Source organism: Leifsonia sp. Root227, from assembly GCF_001428745.1.
Taxonomy (GTDB): Bacteria; Actinomycetota; Actinomycetes; order Actinomycetales; family Microbacteriaceae; genus Leifsonia.
The window spans coordinates 562,050-586,229 of the sequence record NZ_LMIO01000001.1 but is presented as its reverse complement, the minus strand read 5'-3'; the positions used below and the strand labels follow the sequence as shown (position 1 = coordinate 586,229).

Annotated in this window: 27 protein-coding genes; 5 read left to right on the top strand and 22 right to left on the bottom strand. The window is 63.0% G+C overall.

From position 1 onward, the window contains the following. Nucleotides 1-35 precede the first annotated feature (35 nt). From ASE16_RS02745 to ASE16_RS02715, 6 genes are all read right to left on the bottom strand, one after another. Nucleotides 36-1,226, bottom strand: a complete 1,191-nt coding sequence (locus ASE16_RS02745; protein WP_082581177.1) for a UDP-N-acetylmuramate dehydrogenase — start codon at nucleotides 1,224-1,226, stop codon at nucleotides 36-38. Further along, nucleotides 1,226-1,645 (bottom strand): MaoC family dehydratase, encoded by a 420-nt coding sequence (locus ASE16_RS02740; protein WP_055890317.1) that lies wholly within the window; start codon nucleotides 1,643-1,645, stop codon nucleotides 1,226-1,228. The genes ASE16_RS02745 and ASE16_RS02740 overlap by 1 nt, the downstream gene beginning before the upstream one ends. Then, complete coding sequence (locus ASE16_RS02735) at nucleotides 1,645-2,091, bottom strand: MaoC family dehydratase N-terminal domain-containing protein (RefSeq protein ID WP_082581176.1); 447 nt, start codon at nucleotides 2,089-2,091, stop codon at nucleotides 1,645-1,647. The genes ASE16_RS02740 and ASE16_RS02735 overlap by 1 nt, the downstream gene beginning before the upstream one ends. Nucleotides 2,092-2,691: 600 nt before the next feature. After that, on the bottom strand, nucleotides 2,692-3,510 hold the full coding sequence (locus ASE16_RS19595) for a hypothetical protein (protein WP_157480023.1): 819 nt from the start codon (nucleotides 3,508-3,510) through the stop codon (nucleotides 2,692-2,694). 220 nt (nucleotides 3,511-3,730) lie between these two features. Further along, entirely contained in the window at nucleotides 3,731-3,898 is a 168-nt protein-coding gene (locus tag ASE16_RS19590) for a hypothetical protein (protein WP_157480021.1), read from the bottom strand. A gap of 447 nt (nucleotides 3,899-4,345) precedes the next feature. Beyond that, complete coding sequence (locus ASE16_RS02715) at nucleotides 4,346-4,552, bottom strand: helix-turn-helix transcriptional regulator (protein WP_055890307.1); 207 nt, start codon at nucleotides 4,550-4,552, stop codon at nucleotides 4,346-4,348. Between the two features lie 241 nt (nucleotides 4,553-4,793). Here ASE16_RS02715 and ASE16_RS20050 point away from each other — a divergent pair, with 241 nt between their 5' ends. The 3 genes from ASE16_RS20050 (at nucleotide 4,794) to ASE16_RS19575 (ending at nucleotide 6,747) form a co-directional block, all read left to right on the top strand. After that, nucleotides 4,794-5,447, top strand: a complete 654-nt coding sequence (locus tag ASE16_RS20050; RefSeq protein ID WP_157480019.1) for a hypothetical protein — start codon at nucleotides 4,794-4,796, stop codon at nucleotides 5,445-5,447. Between the two features lie 281 nt (nucleotides 5,448-5,728). Further along, nucleotides 5,729-6,070, top strand: coding sequence for a hypothetical protein (locus tag ASE16_RS19580; protein ID WP_157480017.1), 342 nt, complete (start codon nucleotides 5,729-5,731; stop codon nucleotides 6,068-6,070). Nucleotides 6,071-6,147: 77 nt separating this feature from the next. Further along, nucleotides 6,148-6,747 carry a hypothetical protein gene (locus ASE16_RS19575; RefSeq protein ID WP_157480015.1) on the top strand — a complete coding sequence of 200 codons (600 nt, stop codon included), beginning with the start codon at nucleotides 6,148-6,150 and terminating at the stop codon, nucleotides 6,745-6,747. A gap of 714 nt (nucleotides 6,748-7,461) precedes the next feature. On the opposite strand, the gene ASE16_RS02700 is transcribed toward ASE16_RS19575, so the two are convergent. The 9 genes from ASE16_RS02700 to ASE16_RS02660 all read right to left on the bottom strand — a co-directional run bounded on the left by ASE16_RS02700 (nucleotide 7,462) and on the right by ASE16_RS02660 (nucleotide 14,302). Then, nucleotides 7,462-7,929, bottom strand: coding sequence for a hypothetical protein (locus tag ASE16_RS02700; protein ID WP_157480013.1), 468 nt, complete (start codon nucleotides 7,927-7,929; stop codon nucleotides 7,462-7,464). A 246-nt stretch (nucleotides 7,930-8,175) separates the two neighbouring features. Continuing rightward, entirely contained in the window at nucleotides 8,176-8,898 is a 723-nt protein-coding gene (locus tag ASE16_RS02695) for an SDR family NAD(P)-dependent oxidoreductase (protein WP_162255961.1), read from the bottom strand. Continuing rightward, nucleotides 8,895-9,368 carry a MaoC family dehydratase gene (locus tag ASE16_RS02690; RefSeq protein ID WP_055890294.1) on the bottom strand — a complete coding sequence of 158 codons (474 nt, stop codon included), beginning with the start codon at nucleotides 9,366-9,368 and terminating at the stop codon, nucleotides 8,895-8,897. The genes ASE16_RS02695 and ASE16_RS02690 overlap by 4 nt, the downstream gene beginning before the upstream one ends. After that, complete coding sequence (locus tag ASE16_RS02685) at nucleotides 9,352-10,140, bottom strand: SDR family NAD(P)-dependent oxidoreductase (protein ID WP_055890291.1); 789 nt, start codon at nucleotides 10,138-10,140, stop codon at nucleotides 9,352-9,354. Before ASE16_RS02685 ends, ASE16_RS02690 begins: the two co-directional genes overlap by 17 nt. Continuing rightward, a complete protein-coding gene (locus ASE16_RS02680) occupies nucleotides 10,137-10,775 on the bottom strand; it encodes a CoA transferase (RefSeq protein ID WP_055890289.1) in 639 nt (212 codons plus the stop codon). The genes ASE16_RS02685 and ASE16_RS02680 overlap by 4 nt, the downstream gene beginning before the upstream one ends. Continuing rightward, entirely contained in the window at nucleotides 10,772-11,554 is a 783-nt protein-coding gene (locus tag ASE16_RS02675; RefSeq protein ID WP_055890286.1) for a CoA-transferase subunit beta, read from the bottom strand. Before ASE16_RS02675 ends, ASE16_RS02680 begins: the two co-directional genes overlap by 4 nt. Further along, nucleotides 11,548-12,477, bottom strand: coding sequence for a CoA transferase subunit A (locus ASE16_RS02670; RefSeq protein WP_055890284.1), 930 nt, complete (start codon nucleotides 12,475-12,477; stop codon nucleotides 11,548-11,550). The genes ASE16_RS02675 and ASE16_RS02670 overlap by 7 nt, the downstream gene beginning before the upstream one ends. Next, nucleotides 12,474-13,214 carry an SDR family NAD(P)-dependent oxidoreductase gene (locus ASE16_RS02665; protein WP_162255960.1) on the bottom strand — a complete coding sequence of 247 codons (741 nt, stop codon included), beginning with the start codon at nucleotides 13,212-13,214 and terminating at the stop codon, nucleotides 12,474-12,476. The genes ASE16_RS02670 and ASE16_RS02665 overlap by 4 nt, the downstream gene beginning before the upstream one ends. A gap of 26 nt (nucleotides 13,215-13,240) precedes the next feature. Further along, nucleotides 13,241-14,302 carry a Gfo/Idh/MocA family protein gene (locus tag ASE16_RS02660; protein ID WP_055890280.1) on the bottom strand — a complete coding sequence of 354 codons (1,062 nt, stop codon included), beginning with the start codon at nucleotides 14,300-14,302 and terminating at the stop codon, nucleotides 13,241-13,243. Between the two features lie 122 nt (nucleotides 14,303-14,424). Here ASE16_RS02660 and ASE16_RS02655 point away from each other — a divergent pair, with 122 nt between their 5' ends. Then, entirely contained in the window at nucleotides 14,425-15,252 is an 828-nt protein-coding gene (locus ASE16_RS02655; RefSeq protein ID WP_055890277.1) for a shikimate dehydrogenase family protein, read from the top strand. Nucleotides 15,253-15,294: 42 nt separating this feature from the next. Beyond that, entirely contained in the window at nucleotides 15,295-16,092 is a 798-nt protein-coding gene (locus ASE16_RS02650; protein ID WP_162255959.1) for an SDR family oxidoreductase, read from the top strand. A gap of 22 nt (nucleotides 16,093-16,114) precedes the next feature. Here ASE16_RS02650 and ASE16_RS02645 read toward each other — a convergent pair whose 3' ends face one another. The 7 genes from ASE16_RS02645 to ASE16_RS02615 all read right to left on the bottom strand — a co-directional run bounded on the left by ASE16_RS02645 (nucleotide 16,115) and on the right by ASE16_RS02615 (nucleotide 24,179). Next, nucleotides 16,115-17,107: a MaoC/PaaZ C-terminal domain-containing protein gene (locus ASE16_RS02645; RefSeq protein ID WP_055890272.1), complete on the bottom strand. Its 993-nt coding sequence runs from the start codon at nucleotides 17,105-17,107 to the stop codon at nucleotides 16,115-16,117. Between the two features lie 11 nt (nucleotides 17,108-17,118). Beyond that, entirely contained in the window at nucleotides 17,119-17,838 is a 720-nt protein-coding gene (locus tag ASE16_RS02640) for a GntR family transcriptional regulator (protein WP_055890270.1), read from the bottom strand. Nucleotides 17,839-17,864: 26 nt separating this feature from the next. Next, nucleotides 17,865-19,316 carry a xylulokinase gene (locus ASE16_RS19570; RefSeq protein ID WP_157480008.1) on the bottom strand — a complete coding sequence of 484 codons (1,452 nt, stop codon included), beginning with the start codon at nucleotides 19,314-19,316 and terminating at the stop codon, nucleotides 17,865-17,867. Continuing rightward, nucleotides 19,316-20,509, bottom strand: a complete 1,194-nt coding sequence (locus tag ASE16_RS02630) for a CaiB/BaiF CoA transferase family protein (RefSeq protein ID WP_055890265.1) — start codon at nucleotides 20,507-20,509, stop codon at nucleotides 19,316-19,318. Before ASE16_RS02630 ends, ASE16_RS19570 begins: the two co-directional genes overlap by 1 nt. Nucleotides 20,510-20,515: 6 nt before the next feature. Next, nucleotides 20,516-22,219: a thiamine pyrophosphate-binding protein gene (locus ASE16_RS02625; protein WP_055890263.1), complete on the bottom strand. Its 1,704-nt coding sequence runs from the start codon at nucleotides 22,217-22,219 to the stop codon at nucleotides 20,516-20,518. Nucleotides 22,220-22,247: 28 nt separating this feature from the next. Then, the gene (locus ASE16_RS02620; protein ID WP_055890260.1) at nucleotides 22,248-23,267 is read right to left on the bottom strand and encodes an FAS1-like dehydratase domain-containing protein; all 1,020 of its coding nucleotides are present in this window, start codon (nucleotides 23,265-23,267) and stop codon (nucleotides 22,248-22,250) included. Between the two features lie 84 nt (nucleotides 23,268-23,351). Then, nucleotides 23,352-24,179, bottom strand: a complete 828-nt coding sequence (locus tag ASE16_RS02615; protein WP_055890257.1) for a carbohydrate ABC transporter permease — start codon at nucleotides 24,177-24,179, stop codon at nucleotides 23,352-23,354. Between the last annotated feature and the right edge of the window lies 1 nt (nucleotide 24,180).

Genomic DNA, 24,180 nt, shown 5'->3' with positions numbered 1-24,180 from the left:
CGGGCGTGGCGCGCAGGGCCTCCTGCCGAAGGCCGTCAGAGAGCGACGCCGAGCAGTACCGGCTCCGGATGGAGGATGACGCCGAACTCGGACTGGACGCGGGCCTGAACGTAGGAGGCGAGCTGGGTCACATCGGCGGCCGTCGCTCCGCCGCGGTTCGTGATCGCGAGGGTGTGCTTGTCCGAGATCGCAGCGCGGGAACCCGGCAGGGAGAAGCCGCGGCGGATGCCGGATTGCTCGATCAGCCAGGCGGCGCTGAGCTTCACCGAGTACGGGCCTCCCGCCAGGCTCGGGATGTCGCCGGGCCACACGCCACCGGCCTCAAGGCCGAGCACGCGGTCGGGCTCAGGCGGGGTCACCGGCCAGCGCGGCGCGGTGGCGGGGAGTGAGCGGGCGAAGTTCTCGGAGACGATCGGGTTGGTGAAGAACGAGCCGGCGCTCACGGAGTCCTGGTCGTTGGGGTCGAGCACCATTCCCTTCGACGCACGCAGGGCGAGCACCGCGCGACGCAGTTCGGCGACAGGAACCCGGGATCCGAGGGCGACGCCGAGCGTGTCAGCGAGCTGCGCGTAGGCGATGGGTGCGCTGAGCGGCGCCCCCAAACCGCCGGGCTGGTTGCCGTCCACGAGTTCGAGGTCCACCGACAGCACGACGCCGCGCATCCCCTGCTTGAGCACGGAGGTGCGATAGCCGAGGCGCAGGTCGGCGCGCGTCATTGTGCGCAACTCCCCCGCGGCAGCGTCGAGGAACTCGACTCCGAGCAGCGCCGACTCCAGCTCCTGCCCGTACGCGCCGATGTTCTGCACCGGGGCCGCGCCCGTCGAGCCGGGGATGCCGGACAGCGCCTCGATGCCCGACCAGCCGTTGCGGACGGTGTGGGCGACGAGCGCGTCCCACGGCTCTCCCGCCTGCACGCGCAACCGGATGCGTCCGGCCGGCGCGTCGAGGCGTTCGATGCCTCGGGTGACGACGTGGATGATCGTTCCGTCGAACCCGTCGTCGCTCGCGATAGTGTTCGACCCTCCGCCGAGGAGTGCCCACTCCCCTCCCTCGTCCCACACGTCGCGCGCGGTCTCGACCAGGTCGCCCAGCGTGAGCGGTTCGAGCAGGCGCTCCGGAACGCCGCCCACCTGCATCGTGGTCAGCGTCGACAGCGCCGGAGTCGGCGTTGGCGCCTGCGCGCCGGACGCCGCCTGGGCTGGATTCTGGGGAGCGTGGTCGGGCATCAGGCGAACGTGACGCGGACCTGCGCCTTGCCGAGCACCGTCGCGTCGGCGAAGGTCACGGTGAGGTCGATGCGGGCGGCGCGGGCATCCGCATCCAGCTGGCCGACCTTGGCGACGACCGAGACGTCCGCGCCGTTCGCGGGGTCGACGACCACCGGCCTGGTGAAGCGCACCTGATAGTCGGCGACGCGTGCGGGGTCGCCCGCCCAGTCGACGACCGGCTGCACAGCGAGACCCATCGTGAGCATCCCGTGAGCGATGACGCCGGGGAGACCGACGGACGTCGCGATGTCGTCGCGGTAGTGGATGGGGTTGAAGTCGCCGGATGCACCGGCGTAGCGCACGAGGGTGTCGCGCGTGAGGTGGTAGCTCTGCTCGGCGACGACGTCACCGACGGCGAGGGTGTCGAACTCGGGCATCACTCGTCTCCTCGAACGACCAGGGTGGATACGGCGGTGACGACATGCTCGCCGTCCGCGTCGACGATGACGGACTCGGCCGTGACCATCGCGTGCGCGCCGAGTGATTTGACGCTGGTGACGGTGAGGGTCGCGGTCAGCTCGTCACCCGCGACGACGGGGCGCGTGTAGCTGAACCGCTGGTCGCCGTGCACCACACGGCTGAAGTCGATGCCCGCATCCGGTTCGGCCAGCAGTTGCGCGAGTGTCTGCTCCTGAACCACCACCGGGAACGTCGGCGGTGCGACCAGGTCGGCGTGTCCGGCCGCGTGCGCAGCCTCGACGTCGAAACTGATCGGGTTGGTGGCGAGAACGGCCCGCGCGAATTCGCGGATCTTCTCCCGCCCGACGAGATAGGGACTGGTCGGGGCGAACGTCCGCCCCTGCAACTCTGGGTTCACTGCCACCCGCCCATTCTACGGATGCCCGCAGAACCGGCCGGTCGCCCGCTTCGCGGCGCAGCTCGACAGAGCCGTTCGGCCGCGCCTGCTCGGCGGGACGTCCCCCACACAAAGAAGAACCCCGGCGGCCGAAGCCACCGGGGTTCTCGTGCTGGTGCTGCTGCCTACTGGCAGCTGTCGCACTGCAGCAGGTCCATGGGGTCGACGGGAACCGAGTAGCCGCCAACACTGTCGCTTTCGTAGTCCATGATGGCCTCCCCTAGAAGTCTCGTTGCACTCCGCGTCTTGCGGTGTTCACCCACTATATAACCCGAATGACACGATTGTCATTCCACTACATGTAGTGTTTTCAAACTTTTTTGGTGATACCCGGATTTTATGCGGAACCACCGACATTCGTGTCGGCTCGCATCGGCCCTGACATTCCAATCACCCTTGGTGACATTTCTCGCATCCGACCGGCACATACGCGCGGCAATCAGCTTGGTGACACTAGGTTTCTCCGCCGTTTGACCAGCTTTGTGTGAGCCCTGGTTCAATGGGGGGCGAACGGCTCTTCGGCGTGTCGCCGCGCATGCCGGCGTGTCGTCGTCTGGCGCCCATTTCTCACCGCGATCCCTGCTTCGTTATTCCGTAGAGCCGTCGCGCGAAAGGGATCGCGATCGCCGCGTCGTACCACCCTCTGTTTCGAAGGTGCTCTTCCCAGTCCATTCGATGCAGGTCTTCTATGCGGATGGTGTAGCTGAGCTGCTCTGCTGCGATGACGTAGCGTTCTGTAAAGTACCAACCGTCGACCCTCTCGATGATCTTTTGCAGGGAGCTCCGATGTCCCATTGGTTCCTGTGACCGTAGGTGCACAACGTCGACGAGGATTTTGGACAGCTCTTCGACTGAATGCGTTGGGAGGTTGAGTCCGGTTCCGCGATCTTCGCCCGTGTCTCGAACTGCGAGAACCAGGCGCTGGTAGAACTCTGCTGCTTCTTCACCGCTGTCCCATACGTGCTTGGAGACAATCGTCCCGTCGTCTTCTTCAATGCGCACTTCAAGCTCGCCACCGTCTCCGTCGATGACGTATCTGTAGTGGAGGTTGGTTTCCCAGATCGGTGAACGTACACCTGCTGCGGTGATCAATCTGTCCGAGGTGGCGGATCGGAGTGCATCGATGAGGGTGTCCCGTGACGAGTTGGCGGCGAGCTTCCGATACTTGTCTTTGATTTCTTCGAGGTCGTCTTCTTGGCGTTGGACTAGTAAGTTCCGAACGTCCGCCAGGCTCTGAGCGGTGGCGTTGGCGGTCTGCTTAGCTTCGTCGGCCGTGGCAAGTGCGTCTTGCGCCGCCGATTCTATTCGGCGGAATCCGTTGCGTATCCAGGCGATGGTTAGCTCGGCGGGGCTCAGAAGGATTACAGCGACTGCGACGTTACTCAACGTCGAGCTTGTCCACGGGTCTAGCTCTCTTAGAGCCCACGACACGAACAGAAGCGCAAAACCTAGTACGCCGATGGCTGCGGCAACGAGGAACCTTGCGCGTCTATTCGTTGGTTCCTGCCGGTTGTCTTGTTCTCCGGCGGCCTTGTCGCTGGTCAGACGGGTTCCGAATTTAGATGCGTTTGCTTGTCCGCCATTTGGCAAGAGAGCTCACCGTGGCTTATTTCGAGTCTTCCCGCCGGATGGAGTAAACGTACTGGGCGCCGATGGTGTAAACCTGGGCTCCTCTGTCGTCGTAGAAGTTGATGAACTGATCACCGATTCGGTATTCGTTGGCGTCTACATCAATGTGTGATTTGGTGCCCGTCGTGATCTTGAACGTCGCCATTTGGCGATCCCCCTTTGTCGATGCGTTTTCCTGCGACTTGTCTACGACAATATCGAAGACATCGGACGCGGGTTCAACGCATTCGGGTTGGCCAGAGTCGTCGACCTAGATGCGACTCCACTGTCACGATGAATGGGAGGTCTGGGTAGGTCATTCCGAGGAGAACTTTGCGGAGTGTGTTGTGATCGACCCCGAGCAGCTCGGCTGACCGGCGTCCGCTGACGTTGCCCCACTTCTTGGTGATACCGCGTTGCAGGTTCAGTGCGAACTGGCGCGCTGCTTCCTGAATCGGGTCATCGATGGGTTCAGCTAGCCAGTCTGCGCCTGCGCCGTGGTTCGGGGGTTGCCGGGCTGGGCGCCCAGCGCCAGTGACCGGGTTCGGTCCGGTTCGCTCCCGAGGCATATGTCGAGGTTAGCGGGTCGGCTCTCGGCTGCTTGTGAGGCGCTTCACGGCCAGAGATCTGTGTCTAGAGCATTCTCGAGCGCCCGGATGTCCGCCAGGTCAGGCGTCTGCCTCCGTTCGAGGATCGCTGCGAGCCTCCTTTCGCTTAGCCCAGCCCGTTCTGAGATCTCGGTAAGGCTGGCGTCTCCGATCGCATTGTTGACATTTCGGATGAGCTGTTCGGTCACATCCTGAATGTTGTCGTCGCTCACCCGGGCGAACCGTGCATGACGAGATCCCTTCAAAAATAACCAGGTAAAACAGTCTTTACTGTCTATATATATCTACACTATCCTGACATCGTTCGGCTCAGAACACGGAGAAGAGATGAATGACTACCCGAGGGCGGCGAGACTCCGCCCTCTCCCGGAAGCTGTGGTGGCTTGGATGGCGCTCCGCGGTCTCCCCGGTGTCGAATCGCGACTTCCGCTCGGGTGGGCTCCTGTCGGATTGATGCTCGCAACGTATGTGATGGCGCGGCGACCAGTCTGCGCGCTCCGAATGGAAAGGTGCGGCGGAACGCTTCGGTTCAACGCAACAGGCGGAACAATTCTCGACGGCCACGACCCGACAGAATCCCCGACCAGTCGTTGGGTCAACACCACTGCATCCCGGACGTGCGAACTCTGCGCCAGACCGGCGAAGTCTCGCCATAAGCGACCGGGCGCCCGCTGTGACGTCTACGAAAGCCTGCGTGGAAGCACTCTGGTCAGCGTCGAAATCGCGTTCGACCCCCGCCTTCCTCTCATTGACGATGCGGCGGAAGCCGAGACCCTCCTCGCCTACGAGACAGACTTGCGGGTGCCTGCAGGCTGGGCACGCCCGGTGCGTGACACCATCCAGAACCTCGGCGGCGCTTCCCCATCCGCTGACTATCTGATCACCGATCGCGAAGATCATATGGCCCTCGATTTCATCGAAGGGGACGACAGCCATGTCCCGGCACTAGCTGTAGTGCTCGGAGCCGCCACGCGCCATCTCTGCAAACACTGTGGCAGGAGCGCCAACAACGAGGCCCACCACGGCGTCTGCGACGGGTGCCGCGCGGTTCAAGCCAGGCACTACAAGGTCCTAAGCGCGTTTGAGGACGGATCCGATGGTTACTGACGGCCAGATGGATGTGCCTGCATTCCTGCGGTCGATGCCGGTCGGTGAGGTATTCACCCACGCCAGCCCGGGGCTACAGCCTGACTCCTGGGTCAAGACCGGCCCGGACACGTATAGGAGGACGTACTCCTGGGTCAGGTTCCTCACCGAGGACTTCGAAACTTGGACTTACGCCGAGCTGTGCGAGCCCGTTTGGTACTCGCTCACCCAACGAGAAGCGGATGAAGAGGAAGCTCGCGCCCGCGCGAAGTGGCGTGGTGAGCCCTCGGGGTGCCAGGGCGATGGCTGACACTCGAAACGAGCTCACCGTTGACGACACCGGTATCTGGCTCGTCACTACCTCCAGCGGATCCGTCTATCGGTTCGACCTCGACATGCGCACCGTCGAACGTGTCGGAGGCGAACCGCGACTACACGCCGCACCGGCAGACACCCTGCAGCCCCTGCGCAGCATTGTCACGGTTCGTGTAGGGCAGCCTGGTCGGTGGTGGATGCGGAACCTCAGCGGTGGTTATACCGACGCGTCCGAGGTGTGGCAGTGGTCGTCGGTGGTGGTCGGAATCAAGCGGTGCCAGGACGCAGGCACCGCGGCAGGCGACGGCAAAGGGCCGTTATCTGAGTAGATGGATTTCACGTCTACTCCATTAGCGGGGCCGCCCGGGCATGGCGACGGTAGCAATCAATAGAAGGGAGTACGAAGATGATCAACTGGAGCGGCAACTCAGTTGAAGGATGGTCTAAGTCGGTTGCGGCCCACGCCGGCGAACGTCTCAACGCCTGGGGAGCTGAACCGCTGAGCCCCGCGGTGGAGAACGAGCACGTCGAACGGGAGAGATCCAAGCCCGAGCAGGGGGCCGATGGCGCGCCGGATACAACAACCGATGAGCACCGAAGCGCCGGCTTACCGCCTGAGCTCGGTGGCCGTGCTGCCGACGACGACATCCGTCCGGTCCCTGTATTCGCGGTGCTGACAGAGCCAAAGTCAAGTGACACTGCACCGACGAGCGGACGATGGGAAGTCGTTACCGAGGCCAGCAAGTACTACTTGGATCTCGACCGCGAACTTCTGCGCAGGATCAGGGGCACGCTAAAACCCGGCCCTGAGGTCGCGTTCCCGTCAAAGCTTAGGGATCACGACCGAGGCTGGGTACGACTGCTTCGCGTCGTTCAACTCGAGCTGGGAAAGCCAGGGATCTTCGACATTGAATCGCTAGGCGGGCCGGAGATGCTGTTCACTCGCAGGACGACGACGTGGGTGCTGTCGATCCGCCAGCTCAGCGAAGAAGAGTCGATCGGTTGAGGGTGGACGCCAGAACCGTACGTTGTTCAGCGGACCCTCGGCGGATCTGCGACTACCATGTGGCGCGAGCGCGCGCCGCCCCTGCACGTTTCGCTAACCATCGGCTGCTCGTCGCCTCCTGAAGGGTTTACAGCGACCGCCGTGTCAAATCGCAGGTCCGGAGAGCTTGGGATCACCCCAAACCCGGATAGTGGCCGGGTCGCCTGCCTTCCTTATGCGCGGCACTTCAACCAGGTGCTCACTCTATTCGGCTGGGCTGAAGATGGGTGGCAGCTAGGCCGACGAGCTACTCAGCCTGTTGAGACATTCGCTGAACGGACTGACACTCGCGCCCGTGTTGTGTTGATCGCGCACACCCAAGAACACTGCGACAATCCGGCAATTGGTGCACCAGACGGACAACGACGTTGGTGCTTCGGATCCGCCAGTTGAGCATGGAAATACCCGCCAAGCCTGCCGGTTTGCTCCGCACCCGTAGAAACCGTCGGTAGATGAGCGTCCACTCCAGCTCGTCAGCGGGATATTGCCGCATCTACCCGTCGACACCTTCGAAAGGGCAATTATGCATCCGCTCACTATCGCCATCGGGCTGCCGTTGGCGATCCTGCTTCCAGTCGCCATCGTGTTCGGTGACGAGTTCTTGCTAAAACTTCGTGGAAAGAATCCACTCGTATGCCAAACCACCGGTGAGCGTAAGCGAGAAGGCACCGAAAATCAGAATGAGCACGAAACAACCGTCTTCACCGACCATTTCGACGTCCAGAACCAGAACTTCCAGAACCAGGGTCCGGCCGCGTTCTGCTTGATGTAGATCGCTGACACCGCAGCCATCGAGAACGCGATCGCCGTCAGTAACGTCACGACCGTTACGATCTCCCCAAGAAGCTGCAGCGCGAGGAACGGGAGCGCCTCAAGGGAATTGAACCCTGCCACAGGCTGGCCGGCGAGCTTCGACTGCATTCCCCGAAGCAAGTCTTCATGCCATAGAGGGTTGACAGCCCAGACAGCGTTGAAAATGCCGATCACCGGGAGTGCAACGTTGACGAGAGTCCTGTATGCGAACAGCTTCGCGTCGATGACGTCGCGGCGCCACAGAACCGTCATCGACATGGTTGCCGAGAGGACCACAACTGCCGACATCACAATGCGCGAATTCGCGACAACCACATCCGTGATCTTCACGCCCGGCGACAAACGGGGCTGACAAAAACTGGGTGGGTGGCGCAGATGGTCCTGATCTTCGGCTTGCCAGCGGCCTCGGCAGGAATCGGTTCATCCCTTGTGTTTGTCGCTTTAGTCGCCGAAAGCTGGTGGTCCTCCTGGTCGTCAGCGGCGTCTACAAAGAGCGCGCCGAGGTTGCCGAGCTCGAATAGTCGCTGTGTTGTGCGGACCGCTTTAGTACGTGACGCCATGTGGACATCGCTTGCTTCAGTCAACGAGCGCGAGTCCACCATCGACGAGCACAACCTCCCCTGTCACGTAGCTAGAACGAATCAGCATGAGGGCGACCTCCGCCACGTCAGCGGGCGTGCCGACACGGTTCAGGGGCGCTATCCGGGCAACCTCTTGTCCTCGCTCCCCGTAGCCGGCAGTCCAGGGCGATTCGATAAATCCGGGAGCGACCGCATTGACGCGGATGCCGCGCGGTCCAAGTCCTCTCGCCAGCGTTCGGGTCAGTTGGATGAGGGCGGCCTTTGACACTGAGTACGGAAGGGAGCTTCCCGCCACCCGCACTCCGGCAGACGATGCCACGTTGACGACGGCGCCGATGGGCGAGCTCTCCAGGAGGCCGGCGGCGGCCTTCACCGTGTTCCACGCTCCCACCACATTGACGTTGAGAATATGGTGCCAATCCGCGACCTCAATCCCGTCCAGGTCAGCGAAATCAACGAACTTCGTCGCGCCGGCGCTGTTCACGACAATGTCCAATCGCCCATGCGTGTCTCTAATCTCGTCGACGACCGCTCGAACGTCCGTTTCCTCCCCGACGTCGCAACGTACGACTCGATGCTCGGATCCGTCCGCGCGTTGGACCGTGCCACCGCGACGTGAGCTAACCAGAACGGTCATCCCTTCCGCGGCGAACCGATCGGCGATGCCGAGGCCGATGCCAGAGCTGCCACCGAAGACTACAGCGACGGGGGCGTTCAAGTCAGCTCTCCGGCCGGATAGAAGGTCACGCTCTCTGCCACGCACACGGGCTTGGGGTTGTCATCGGCTGTCATTACTACACGTGCCTCCAGCATCAAGCCGCGAGAGTCCTGATGCGCATCAAGGATCTCAGCGGTCGCGCGTACGACACTTCCCGCGCGTGCCGGCCGGGGGAAGCGCACCCGGTTGAGCCCGTAGTTGAGCGCCGTCGGCGCGTCGCGAACGTCGATCAGCTCACCGAGGAGCCTAGAAAGCAGGGAGAGGGTGAGGAATCCGTGTGCGACGGTTCCACCGAATGGACCTGTGGCTGCTCGGTTAGGATCCGTGTGTATCCATTGAAAGTCGTCCGTTACCTTCGCGAAGCGATCAATTCGTTCTTGGGTGAGCGTCACGGGCCCCGTCGGCCCAAGCATCACTCCGACCAAACCGGGCAACTGCGCCAGCGTGAGTCCGTCAGCGAATGTAGCCATTCGCGAGCCACCCTCCGTCAATCGACAGCGTTGCCCCGGTCACAAATGACGAAAGGTCGCTGAGAAGGAAGAGTGTTGCCCCGACGACATCGTTCGGCGCGCCGAATCGTCGCAATGGTGTTCGTCCCTCAATGACGCTTCGGTCGAGCACGCCTCGGCGCAATAGGTCGGCGGTCAGATCAGTCTCGACATAGCCTGGGGCTATGGCATTGACTCGAATGCCGATGGGTCCCCACTCCACTGCAAGGGAGCGGGTAAGCCCAAGCACCGCGGTCTTGGAGGCCACGTATGCGGCCCGTTCGGGCTGGCCGATGAACGACGAGAGTGATGCGGTGTTGACGATGGATCCACCGTCGGGCATCACTCGAGCAGCAGCTTGGGAGCACGCGAAGACCGCCGTGACGTTGGTCTCGAGAATTCGACGCAGATCGGCGAGTTCGTAGTCGACGCTGGGACCGACCTTGGTGATTCCTGCGTTGTTCACGAGGCCGTCGATCTTCCCGTACTGGGCGACGATCTGTTCAAATAGGGCGTCCCGTTCACGGTCGTCCGTGATATCACCAGCAATGCCTCGGATGGTCGCGCCAGCGGCGGAGGCATCGGCGACGACCCCGGCGAGCCGATCTTTATCGCGCGCCACCACGACGACCTCTGCGCCCGCGGACTGCGCCGCCTTCACCATCGACAGCCCCATTCCTCGGCTGCCACCGGTGATTACGATCACTCTGCCCGTCAGGTCCAGTGCAGGCGTCGGGTTGTTCCAGTCGGTCATCGCTCTGTCTCCTTCACTTCATTCGCCGAATACGCTTCGTTGGTCGCTCGCCTGTTGAGTCGGGCGAACCCGACGGCGTCGAGATATGCCCAGTGGTCCTCTGTCGGTGGCCCAGTGAGGTCGGCCATCGGATCGGCGGGGTATCGACCGGGAAAGGCAAGCGGGTGCGACCCGAATGGTGCGTGCACAACCGCTTCGACGCGTGAAGCTGGCACAAGCCTGTCCCTGGGGCGCGCGACGATCGTGTCCTGGCTGACTAGCTGCTCGACCGAGACGATCACCTTGCCTGTTGCTGCCAGCTCACGGTCGGCATACCAATTGTCTGGATCGTCTACGAGCAGGACATCGCCATGCACGCTCGCAGCATCCGCGTGGAGCAACACGAAGTCGGCCATCAGCTGATTCGCGAGCGGCACCAGCTCAAGCGGCAGGTCGAGCAGCGCACCCTCCGGTCCCGGAGTGCGCGCCAGCAGTCGCGCGGGGCGCCGGCCTTGCCGAGCAAGCTCGCGGAGAAGCGCTAGCGGCCGACGTTCACGTTCCCGTCCCGCGATGGCCACGGTAGCGCCAGCGGGTATCGATTCGATCGCATCCGCGATCTCGCGGATCGCGTCCGTTTCCAGCTCGTCGTGGCTCATAGTCGGTCCGCTTTCAGATAGACGCCGGTTGGATCGATCCGGTCGCGCAGCAGGTGGAGCTCCTCCGCGCTTGGTGCCGGGGTAACGGGAATGGACTGCGGCCGGGCAAGCTCGAAACCCGTGGCGGCCGCGACCTGGTCCCAATCAACTCCTGGATGCAGCGAGACGGTGGTCATTGTCTTGGTCGCGTCATCGAAGCCGAATACGCCAAGATCCGTCACAACACCGACCGGGCCCCGTCCTCGCAGACCCGCGGCCTCTCGGGCGCCGGGTCCGGTGATGTATCCGGGAGTCGTGAGGTGGTCGACGCGTTCGACGAATGTGCGGCGAGTGTGACGAACCACGATCAGGAACTCACCGGCGGCGCTCGCGATGTCGTTCGCCCCTCCACTGCCACCCAGCCGAGTGGCGGGCCGACTGTAGCCCTCACCGCCGATAGTCGTGCTGTTGATGTTGCCGTAGCGGTCGACTTGCGCCCCGCCGAGCACCCCGAAGTCCACATTGCCGCCCTGGAGCAGCAGCAGGGCGTCGAGCATTCCACTCACCCTCCGCGCAGTGGACTGCAGTCGCGGGTCGCCGACCGCTCTGGCGATGGTGCGTGGTTCGGCGGCGAGCACACCAGACTCGAACATCAAAGTCGCATTGGGCGCGTGAGTCGCCTTCGCCAGGTACGCCGCGACCATCGGCAGGCCCGTGCCGATGAAGGCGTTCCAGCCGTCACGGATGAACCGGCTTGTTGCGACGGTCATCATCTCGTCACGCGTGAAATCGCTCACCATTCACCTCGCCCTCTCGCAAGTTTGTGTATGGGGTCGACCGTCGCCTCGCTGAGGCGTCTGCTGCCGATACGATCGAGATAGGCGTCGTGGTTCGGAACTTCGTATATCCAGGACTCGAGATACTCGGCAGTCGAATCGACCTCACGTGATGCCTCGTAGTACTCCCCCATGAGCTCAAGGTCCTCGTCGTAGAGTCCGTACATTCCACCGGGATATGCCCCGAAAGGGGTATGCACGACCTGGTCGACGAGAATGCCAGGCACAGACACCAATTGGTTGTTCCGCACGATGTCGTCGCTGGAGACCAGGCGTTCCGTGGTGAGAATGACGTGGCGCGCGGCGCGGACCTGGGCATCCAGAACGGAGATCTGGCCGTAGAGGATGCCGTTGCCTTGCTCGTCCGCTTCCGAAACGTGGATCACCGCCACATCCGGTTTCAGCGCCGATACGACACCGATACTCTCGTCGGAGAATGGTGACGGGATGCGGGTGAATTTCCGTTCGGGCCCTGTCTGTATGTGTTCGAGGTCGGAACCGGCCATCGTCCTGATCGGCAGGAACGGTACATCCCATCCTCCCGCGAGCAGCCGCAGGCTCAGGCCGAGGTGGCTATGATCGTCGGTCGTGATCTGGCCGTTCTCGGCTGCTCGGCAGATCGCGCGAACCCGTCCGAGCCCTTCGAACATGAGGTTCGACAGGTTGATGTGTCGAACGCGTCCGGCTGCTGTGAGCAATTCGGCGGGCCAGCACTCGGCGATCGCGTGAAGCGTGAAGTCGCCTGTGCCCGCCCGGAGAAGCTCATGTACGAATGCCAATGGGTGGCCGAAATGGCCGAATCCGCTGAAGGACAGAGACGCTCCCTGGTGCACCGTCGACACAGCAGTTTGAAGGTCGACGACCTTGCTGGTGACTGTCGTGCTCATTGCGCTGTCAGGCCCCCGTCTACCGGGAGGTCGACGCCAGTGACGAATGCCGACTCATCGGAGAGCAGGTAGCGAACTGCGTACGCGATGTCGATCGGCTGTCCCAGCCTGGCCATCGGCACTTGCGCGCGCAGCTTTTCCTCGAGTGCGTGAACGCCCGCAGGGTCGGCCTTCGGTCCGACGACCATCGCCATGCGGGTCTGCATCGGGCCGGGGTGTACGGCGTTCGCGCGAATATTGCGGGAGGCAAACTCGGTGGCGACGGATTTAGTTAGCAGTCGAACGCCGCCTTTTGACGCCTGGTAGGCGGCTCCGCCGCCCCGACCGACGAGTCCGTCGACCGACCCGATCGTGACGATCGACCCGCCGCCGGCACGGAGCAATGCGGGGATGACAGCGCGCACACCGAACCATGCCCCGGTGAGATTCACGTGGATGGTCTTTTCCCACACGTCGATTTCGGTGTCTGCGGCGCCGGCACGACTGAGGATCGCTGCGTAGTTGACCATGCCGTCCAGACCGCCGAACGCGTCTTCGGCGCGTCGTACCATCTCACCCCAGGACGCCGCGTCAGCCACATCTCCCGTCGCCGCTACGGCTGTCCCTCCTGCGTCGCGGATGTCCGCGGCGACGGACTCAGCCGACTCGGTCATCGCGTCGGCGACGATCAGCTTGGCACCGTGCGCGGCGAATAGTTGCGCACCAACGCTCCCTTGCGCTCCTCCCGCGCCGACCACCAGGATGCGTTTTCCTTCAAGGCTCATCATTGGATTGCGTTCCTTTCCACCCTTTGCGCGGGCATGTTGACAGTATGTTCGGTCCAGGAGCGGCGAATTGCGTCGAGTGTTTCGGCATTCTCAATCGAGTCATCTGGCGTGATCACTGGCGCGACTCCGTCGAGCAGACTTGATGCGACTGCGGCGACTTCCAGGTCGAATTGATCGGCGAACGGCACGGTCTCTCGTCGGGACTCTCCTGCGTACGGATGTACCTCGATGGTCGGGTCACCCCATTCTTCGGCTGTGCGGAAGGCGTTCGCCATCCGCAACCTGCCACGGTCACCTTGAATGTCGAGCAGAGCGCCGCCTGGGAGGTCCATGCCGACGTAGAACTGTCCGACGACTCCCGAGTCGAAGAGAATCTCGCCAGCGAAACGCGTGTCAACGTCGTGGTCGCTCGCCAGCAGGCGACCGCTGACTTCGACAGGATGCGCGCCCGCGTACGTGCGGAGGCCGCTGACAGTGTACGAACCGACATCGCCCAAGGCTCCGCCCCCGTTGCTAGCGGAATAGCGGATGTCCATTGCGGCTGCGGAGGCGTCGCCGCCATATCCTGCCGTCAGGTCATAGGTATACGCGATGCGGACGAGGCGCACCGGGCCGATCTCGTCCCGGATGAGCTGTTGGACGCGCTCGACCCGGGGGTGATAGCGCCACATGAAGCCCTCAATCAGCTGGCGATCCGCTGACTTCGCCGCGTCGAACATAGCGCGCGCATCCGCCGCGGTGAGAGCGAGAGGTTTCTCGACGAGCACGTGCTTTCCCGCTTCCAGAGCGGCGATTACCCACTCCCGATGCATCGCGTTGGGGAGGGGAACGTAAACAATATCGATGCTGTCGTCTGCGAGAAGTTCGCGATAGTCGCCGTACCCGCGCTCAGCGCCGAGACGACTAGCGAACTCACCCGCTTTCGCCGAGGAACGACTGGCGATGGCCACGAGCTCGCTTCGCGGGTCCCTGACGATGGCCGGGCCAAGCCCCGTCTCGACGATCTTGGCGGTACCGAGCACACCCCAGTGCACCGTTCCCGTTGAGTCCTGCGTCACTTGAGCCTCCTTGCTCTTCGACCACGACTGCGTGGCTGACAAAACCAGTATAGACATATAGTCCAACTCGGCCTAGCATCGGGACGAAAGCGTCGCATCGAAGCGGCGATAGAGAGTGAGCAATGATGATCACCGGGCGCACGCGCGTGCTGGCTGTTATCGGCGATCCGATCGACGCGGCTCGCGCGCCGCAGGCACTCAACGCCGCCGCCAGTGCCATAGGACTGGATGCTGTCGCGGTGCCCGTCGGTGTCTCGCCAGAAGCACTTGGGTCGTTCGTATACGCCGCGCGAGGCTGGAGCAACCTCGCCGGCCTGGTCGTAACGATGCCGCACAAGGCTGCGATCGCCGACTTGGTGGACGAACTGAGCGACCGAGCACGGGCCAGCGGCGCGGTCAACGTTGTTCGCCGGACGGAGAGCGGCAAACTCATCGGCGACCAGATCGACGGCTACGGATTCGTCGCCAGCCTGCACCGCGATGGACTAGCCGTCTCGGGGACTCGCATCACCCTCTTTGGCGCTGGCGGTGTCGCGCGCTCGATTGCGTTCTCACTTGCTGCAGAGTCACCCACCAGGATCTGCATCGTCAATCGTTCGGAGGACCGCGCATCCGCGCTGGTTCGCGATCTCACAGCCGAATTCGCCGACGTGGAGGTCGTGACCGGGACGACTGATGACGCCCGGACCGCCGACCTCGTGATCAACGCCACGAGCGTGGGCTCGGCGGTAAATCCCGGGCTGCCCGTGCGTCCGGAACTGATTGCGCCTGGCGCCGTCGTCGCCGACGTGATCGCCAACCCTGAAGAGACAGAACTGCTCGTGAGTGCGCGGCGGCGCGGTCACCGCATCCACAGCGGTGTGCGTATGCAGAAAGCCCAGATGGACCGTTTGCTCGCGCTTCTTCAGGACACACAACAGACGCTTCTTCAGGACAGATCAATACAATAGGAAAGCGAGGACAATATGACTGATCAGCGACCGACTGCTGTCGTGACCGGCGCCGCCAGCGGCATCGGTCTCGCCCTCTCTAAGGCATTCGCTGGCTCGGGCTACCGAGTGGCAATGTCAGATGTGCGCGAGGAAGCGCTCGCCGACGCGCGTGACATGGTCGCGCGCGAAACGTCGGGGAGCGAGCCGATGGCCATTCGCACCGACGTTACCGATGCTCGCGACGTCGACGCTCTAGCAGCGTCAGTTGTCGACGCGTGGGGATCGCCAGATATCCTCGTCAACAATGCGGGAATCATCGGACCAGTTGGACCGGTGTGGGAGGGCTCCCTCGACCAGTGGGAACTTGCAATGCGGATCAACTATTGGGGCGTGCTGCACGGCATGCGCGCCTTTCTCCCGCACATGATCGCCCGAGGTTCCGGCCGTCTCATCAATACTGCGTCCGTTGCCTCGTGGTCCTCCGGGCCTCGCATGGGGTCGTACGGATCCACCAAGCACGCTGTGCTTGCACTCACAGAGTCCGCGTCGCGGGAGCTGCGCGAGATCGGAAGCCCTGTTCGTGTTTCGATGATCTGCCCCACGACCGTTCGAACCTCGCTGGTGTCGCACCTGGAGCAGGCGGGAAGCGCAGACGACGTCGGCCGCGAGCGACTGCTCGCCGCACGCGAGCACGGGCTCAGCCCCGACGAGGTGGCGCGGATCGTGCTGGCGGGAATCAAGGAAGACCGTTACGTCATCACCACGGACGAGGCTTGGCTGGTCAACGCCGCTCGGCAACGCCTCGCAATTGCCGAAGGCGCTGAGCCGCCACTCGACCGGGAGCCACCGCGCCACTAAGGCCAATCGGACCCTGATCCGGCTATAGCCGGATCAGGGGCTCGGGTCGTCGAACATCCTCGGTGACCCGGGCCTTGGCCCAGCCGAGCGCCGTCCGCGCCCCTCCGTCGGAGTCGATCCAGACTTCCAGTTCCTGGATGCCGTCCGACTCGCCGACCAATACCGCGTTCACGCTGAGCTGTTCGTCACAGAAGGCCGGGTGTGTGTATCGAAGATCGAGCTCGCCACTGGTGAACCAAGTAGGCCCGAAATAGGCAACCATCGCCTCGGCGATGAGTCCGGTCTGCTGCAGAGCCTGCACTATCGTGCGGTCGACACCACTGTCCCTCGCGCGCGATATGTCCGTGTGCACGTTTCGGTATCCACGGGACAGCCACGAGAAGACGTTCATCTGATCCTGGGTGAAGTGGCGGGAGAGCCCCGCAACGGGTGAGCCGACTGTCGCTCCCGTCTTCGCCGAGCTCAATGTGGGCAGCGATAGGTCAGGCTCAGCGGCCACTCGACGCTTCGCCGGCGTCGCCCTCGATCGCCCCGACACCTCTCCGGCGCGCGTGCGCATAATCTCCGTGCCCCGATGCTCGAGGATCTGACGGCCATCAGCGGCTCGCGCATCGGCTTCCATGACGACGTAGCCGTGCCCTCTGTTCTCGTACCGCTCGACGTAGCCGCCTTCGATTCGCACCGTCTCCCCCAGCCGCAATGGAGAGCGCCAGCGCAAGCGTTCGTGAGTCTGAAGACCCTCTGCCGTGTTCCCGTTGTAGGTCTCATAGAACAGGAAGAGCAGGTCGTTGGCGAGCTGCAGCGGGTGCCCGATCGGTCCACCAAACGGCGAATCGTAGAAATACCACGAGCCGTAGTCCCCCTGGGCGAAGGCGTAGCTGCGAACCCGGTCAGCGTCGAGCGTCACATCCACACCCGGGAACGGCTCGGGGATGACGATTGCGTCGTATGCGGCGTCCTTGCCGTTCGCATGGGCCTCGGCGTGCGTGACCGTTGGGAGGGAAGTCAGGGTCATGGCAACCTTCGTCAGCGCTCGAGATGAACAATAAGGGGAAGTTCGGAGCTGGTGAAACTTTGTGCGACCTCGATCGGGTTCCCCGAGACGTCCAAGGACACCCTCCGGATGTTCATGACCGGGTCGCCGACGGCGACGGCGAGCGCCGAAGCAATCGTGAGATCTGCCGCAGCCGCCGAAACCGCTTGCTCGGCACTGCGGACTTCCAGACCGCCACGCTCTTTCATCGTCTTATAGAGCGAGCCGTCGATGAGCCCATCTCTGCCGAGGCCGGGCGCTAGGAGGTAGGGGATCCACGATTCCTGGAGCGCGATGGGCGCCCCGTGCAGTTTACGCAGTCGAATCAGATGCGATGTGGTCTGGCCCGGCCCCAGGTGCAGGTCTTCCGCCACATCCCCCGGCGGGGTCACGACGTCTTGCACAAGTAGCTCGGTTTCGATTTCTGCGGCGTCGAGGCCCATCTCTTCATGAAAGGCGCCGAGCTGATTTCCATGTCGCTGAATCGGCCGCGGACGGCTGACGAAGGTGCCGGCCCCGTGTCGACGCACGACGAGTCCTCCGGACTCGAGTTCACCGAGCGCCTGTCGAAGCGTCATGCGGCTGACGCCGTATTTCTCTGCCAGCCGGGGCTCACTTTCCAACCGGTCGCCCGGCTGAAGCGATCCCCCGCTGATCTGCTCGGTGATATCGCGCACAATGACCTGGTAGATCGGTCCATTAGCGGAGCCCACGGTGCCTCCTCGCCCTCGCTGACATTCTATGGGATAGTGGTTTGGACGTCTAGTCCACTTTGCCACTCGCGGTACACGATTTCATATGCCTCAGCCCGACCAGGGTCGGGAAGTACTCTCTCGAATTCGCGAGTTTCGACGTCGAAGCCTCCCGCTGGGGTGATGTTCGCCCCACGCAACGCCAATAGAGCCGCGCCGAGGAGGCTGACGTCAGCCTCTCCGCACAGCACCACCTCTCGATTGAGGACGTCAGCTCGCATTTGCGCAAGGAACTTCGACCGCGCAGCGCCGCCGGCGAGGGCTATGACCGAGCGCCGACCTGACCCCTCGTCGAGAAGGTCGATACCCTCACGGACGACGAAAGCTGCGCCCTCGGCGGCTGCCTGGACGAAATGCAATCGTCGATGCTCATCACCCTGTCCCCACGCCGCGCCACGTTCGTCTGGCCGCCAGCGCGGGAATCTTCCGCCCGAGAGGGTTGGAATGATCCTTAGGCCGCCGGCGCCCGGTTCGACGGAGTCGTTTCGGCCGAGCGCCTCGACCGCCTCTCGTGAATCGGCGAAGCCGAGAAGGTCCGCCCAACGGGCCATCGCCCCACCAGTCATGCCGGTCGCGCCGCCGGCACTAAACCCTCCGAGAGGGTAAGGGTTCACCATAGCCTCTCCGGGAGCGTCTTCCGGATCACCAACGAGACCTACGACAACATCTGTCGTCCCCGCCACATCAGCGATGAGGCCGGACCGCTCTCCGATTACGAAGGCTGCACCAACAGTGCCGTCGGGTCCGCCGGAGACTACCGGTATTCCCGAAGGTATACCCAAGGACTCCGCTGCAGCGCGACCGACGTTACCGACGACGTCGGTCGAGGACATCTGGCGAGGTAGGACGCGCCCATCGAGTTCGAGGATGTCGAGGATGTCTGTATTCCACTCCCGCGCTGCAACTCGACTAAGCCCTGTGTACGCGGCAGTCGTGTGGTCTGTCGCCACGACGCCGGCAAGGACTGCCACAAGATAATCCTTCGGAGACACGATGTGAGCAACTCGCGCAAAGTCGTCCGGATGTTTAGAACGGAGCCAGAGCGCGGCGGCGGCTGCCCCTCCCGTGACCGCAGGGCGTCCCGCCGAACGCAGCAGTTCCGAATTTCGCGTGCCGAGCACATTGCGCATGAGGTCGACTCCGTCCGCGTCGGCCCATCCTCGCCCGGGGCCGATGGGAGCCAGCCCACGGTCCAAAAAGACAGTGCCGATGTGAGCGGCGACGGCGAGGCTGCCTATGCTCGCCCTGACTGTTGCGTCGAGCTCCCGGCAAGCCTCGACAACTTGGTCCCACAGCAGCGTGGGATTGAACACCACTCCGGAACGAGAATCGGGGCGATCCACTCGCGCGGACGCGACGACGCGACCGTCAGGCTCGACGGCCGCGGCACGCACCCCCGACGAGCCAACGTCAATAGCGAGAACACGTGGCGGAGACATCAGATTGCTCCTTCGTGGCGGAGTCGATCAATCTCGTCGGCAGACAAGCCAAGGATCGCGCCGTACACGTAGTCATTGTCCTCACCCGCCAGCGGCGGGGCCTTCCTAACTGTGGGTGGTGTCGCGCTCATCTTGATCGGGGAGCCAGGAAGTCGCAGGGTTCCGAGCGTGGGATGGTCAATTTCTTGCACCATCCCTCTAGCGGCGATCTGCGGCGACTCGGCCACTTCCGCGATGGATGCGACGGGAGCGTAAGGCACGCCTGCACCTCGGAGCGCGTCGGCGATCTCATCGCGAGTGCGCGACAGCGCCCAATCTCCCACCGCGGCCTCCAACATCCTCTGGTCTGTCATCCTGTTCTCGGCGTGCTGGTAACGCTCATCCTGGGCAAGATCGTCACGGCCGATCACAGTGAACAATGCACGGAACAACGTCCGCGTCCCGCCCTGAATGTAGATCGGCCCGTCCGCCGCCTGATAGACGTTTACCGGCGCAGTCAGGGGATCGCGCGAACCGCTGCGAGGTATCTCCTGACCGAGCATCAACTGAGTGATAAGTCGGATGCCCATCGTCGCGAACATGGAGTCCAGAGACGCTATGTCGACTAGCTGCCCTTCCCCTGTTCTCTCTCGATGCACGATCGCTCCGAGAGCGCCGATGGCTGCGACATACCCGGTGGTGTAGTCGGCGATGTACGTTCCCGAAAGAGTGGGCATGCCATCCGGGTCTCCTGTTGCGTACATGAGCCCTGACTGGGCCTGCGAAATCGCGTCGAATAGCGCCCTCGACGAGTCCGGACCGGTCTGCCCGAATCCTGAGATGGAGACCAGGATCACCGAGGGATTAAGCTGCTGCATACGCGCCCAGCCGATTCCGATCTTCTCGAGCGTCCCTGGGCGGAAGTTCTCTATGACAACATCTGCCCAAGTGATCAGACGATCTAGAATCGCGAGCGCGCGACTGTGTCGAGTGTCCAGCGTCGCGTCGTACTTGTTGCGATGGTAAAGCATCATGTAGACGCTCTCATCGCGATAATACGGACCGTGATGCCGAGAGTCTTCGCCGCCGGGCCGCTCGATCTTGACGACCTCGGCGCCGAAGTCTCCGAGTACCTGAGCGCACAGCGGCCCGGCGATGAAACGCGAGAGATCCAGCACCTTGATACCGCTGAGCGGACCGTCACCTCGCGTCATACAGCATTACTCCTCGCTTGCCTCGAACGGCAGAAACGCGTGGTAGGTCCACGCATTGACTTCGCGATCCAGCGGCACGTCGAGGAGCACAGGGCCGATGCCGGTCGTCAGAGCTTCTTTGGCCCGGCGTGAGAGGGTCCCGAGGTCGTGGACCACCTCGCCGTCGATACCCATTCCCCTGGCGACCTCGCCGAAGTCCACCGGGCCGAAATCGACGCCGATCGTTCTTCCGTTGAAGTGCAGCTCCTGCTCCTGGCGGATGTTGCCGTAGCTGGCGTCGTTGAGAACCACGATGCAGACTCTACCGCCAACGCGAGCGAGCGTTTCGAGTTCACCCAGGCTCATCCCGAGCGAGCCGTCACCGATGAGGGCCAGCACTGGGCGGTTCGGGTCGATGGCGGCCGCTGCGATCGCCGACGGCAACGCGAACCCCATGTTCCCGAATCCCACCGGCTTTATGTAGCTGTTTGGCTCCGTGACCTCCCATAGGAAGGACCAGACTCCAGGGTTACCAGCGTCCGGGATCAGCAGCGTGTTATCGGGGGCGATCCTCCGCAGCTCACGGACGATGTCCGCGGGCGACAACGGTGCAGGGTGAGCATCCGCGGTCACGTCGGAACTCGTCCACCACAGCTCACGAGCCTGCTGCAGGTCCGCAATCCACTCTGACCTGGACGCTGAAGCAGCCTCTGCCCTGTCGCCCACAGCCACGAGCGCGGCCTCGATGAACGAGTTGATGTCCGACACAATTCCAGTGGTGATGTCGGAGTAGTAGCGTCCGATCATGGTGGGGTCCACATCCACCTGAATGACGGCAGGGAGCTGACGCTTCCATCGCGTGGTGGAGACCGCGTTAAGGCTGTTGCCGAGCGCCAAGACCAGATCGGCATCGCCGATGACCCTAGTGGAGATGGTCGTTCCCATGCGGCTCACGGCGCCGAACGCGAGCGGGTGCGTGGTGGGAATGGCGCCGATGCCGTTGAAGGTGGTGACGACCGGGATGCTTAGCGCCTCAGCGAGAGCAAGGACGGCATCGCACGCCCGGCCTCGGTTGCCGCCATTTCCGAGCCAGATCACGGGGCGCTCGGCGGCGAGAAGTCGCTCGACCGCCTCGGCGAGCGCGATTGCGTTCGGAGCCGGCCGCTGGGCAACCCATCCGCGTGACGGGTGCACCGACGGAATCTCCGGCGGGACGGCGACGGTCCCTTCGATGGTGTCACGAGCGAAATCGAGGTGGACGGGACCGGGGTTGCCCGACATGGCATTGATGTACGCCTCCTCCATCGCCTGCTTGATCGAGGAAGAGTGCGCGACCAACCGGCTCCATTTAGTCAGCGGCTTGAAGAGCTCGACATGATCGGCGTTCTGCGCGTCGTCCTTGTGGATGTTCTCGCCATTGTTGTTGCATGTAATGACGAAGCCGGGGCTCGAGTCGCGGTAGGCGCCCCCAACACCGGTCAGCAGGTTGGTCGCCCCTGGGCCGGTGGTGGAGATGCACGCCGCGAGTTCGCCGGTGAGGCGGCCGTATGCATCCATCATCACAGCGGCGGCATTCTCGTGGCGGGTGTGAATTAGTTCGATTCCTGGCGTGTCGATAATCGCGTCGGTGATGGCAAGAGTCTGTCCGCCGACGACTCCGAACACGTATCGGATTCCGAGTGATTTGAGCATATCGACGACGATCTGGCCGCCGGTCTTGGCATTAGTCATGAGTCCGTTTTCTCTTGTTGGGTAGAGGTCAGCTATTGGTGGGGAGGGCGGCTGATGCCCAGCCGACCGTGACCAGACGGCCGTCCGGCCGCCGGATCCAGACGTCGAGTTCGGCGGTGAATCCTCCGCCGTCTCTGGGCACGATGTCGGTGACAACAGCGGTGATGGTGATCGGCTCGAACACCTCCACGGGGACGAGGAACTTGATCTGCATCCAGCCGGTAGTGAAGAAGGCAGGGCCGAACGCTTCGACCAGGCGGCCAGCGATCAGACCGAACTGCTGAGCACCCTGCACGATCGGCTGGCGCAGCTTGCCGTCACGCGCTGCCTGGAGATTGTTGTGCGTGTTGATCACGTACTCACCGATGCGAGAGAACACTGCCGCCTGCTCGAAGGTGACCTCTTTCGTCACTGGCTTGAGGACATCGCCGACCGTGGTATTCCCATCAAAGACGGCCACCACCTGCGCGTCGTCAGGGACGTCCCCTGTCACCCGACGCTCCGGCGTCCCACTTCCGCGTCCGCCGAGGGTGCCCGGTACGGTTTTCAGGATCTCGACGCCCCGATGACGGATCACGCTGCGACCGTCTTCGCCAGTCACCTGAGCGTCCATGACAACGTAGCCTTCGCCGCGCCGCACGTAGGAGTCTGTGTATGTCGCAGACAGAGTGACTTCCTCGCCCAACCTGGCCGGGCTGTCGAACCACATCTGCTCCTCGGTGTGGAAGCCCACGACCTTACTTGCGGCGTACACGTTGGTGAACATCTGCACGAGATCATTGCAAAGGAGCGCGGCCTGGCCGATGCGTCCACCGAATGGACTGTTATCGAAGTACCACGGCCCGTACTCGTCCTGCGTGAACGCGTAGCGCTTGATCTTGTGGTCGTCAATCAGCTCGCGCACGGTGCCGAGGTTCTCGGGAATGTCGAGGTTCTCGAACTCGGGCTCCTTGCGCCCGGCTTCGCGGTCCTCGATGTCGTCGAGGTCGACGATCCGGCGCGGGTCCGTGAGGTCTCTCCACGATCTCGTCGTTGAGTCCTGGGTCATTTCTGTGTGTTCTCCTTCATCAGGATATGTAGTCATCTAGTAGTCTATACAACTATTGAATACGCCGCCATGTCAAGTCATTAGTCAGTGGATTCCTGCGCTCGCGAGTCGTCGACTAAAGCGCTGGCTGACAATGAACATGATCGCCATCGGGATCGCCCCGACAATCGCCGCAGCGGACAGCGGCCCGACGAGCTGAACGAAGTCTTGCGAGAAGCTCGTGACGTAGATGGGGAACGTGTACGTCTGCGGGCCGGCAAGGGGTGCCACGATGATGTAGTCGACGTAAATAAAGAGTGCAGAGAGCACTCCTGTCGCGGCAATACCTGGCGCGGCTATCGGCAGGACGACAGAGAAGAACATCCGCAGGCGTCCCGCCCCATCCACGGCTCCTGCCTCTTCGACCTCGCGCGGGATCTGGTCAAACGTGACCCGTAGCGTCCACACGCAATACGGAAGGGCGAGCGGCGCCAGCGCAATGATGATCCCTGGCAACGAGTTCAGCATGTTGACGCGCGCGAAGATCAGGTAGAAGGGCATCACGAGCGCGATCGGAGGGATGCCGCGAAGCACGAAGAACGACAGGTATGCAGCACGCCCGCTTCGTCGATGCCGCAAGTGGGACAGCGCATAGGCCGCGGGAACTGCCAGCAGGAGCGCGATTCCCGTGGAGGCGATGGTTACGACTGTGGAGTTGATCAAGGGGATCCAGATTGAGTTCGCCCCGGAGAACAGGCCAGCGTAGTTGGAAAACGTGATTGCCTTCGGCAGTTCGAGCCCGTTCAGGGTGACACCTTCGGGGACGAGCGAAGTGGCGACAAGGAAATAGATCGGCACGAGCACCCAGAGAAGGATGACAATCAGCAGGATGGTGCGCGGAACCTTTCGCGCTGCGAGCTTCAGTGCTCTCATC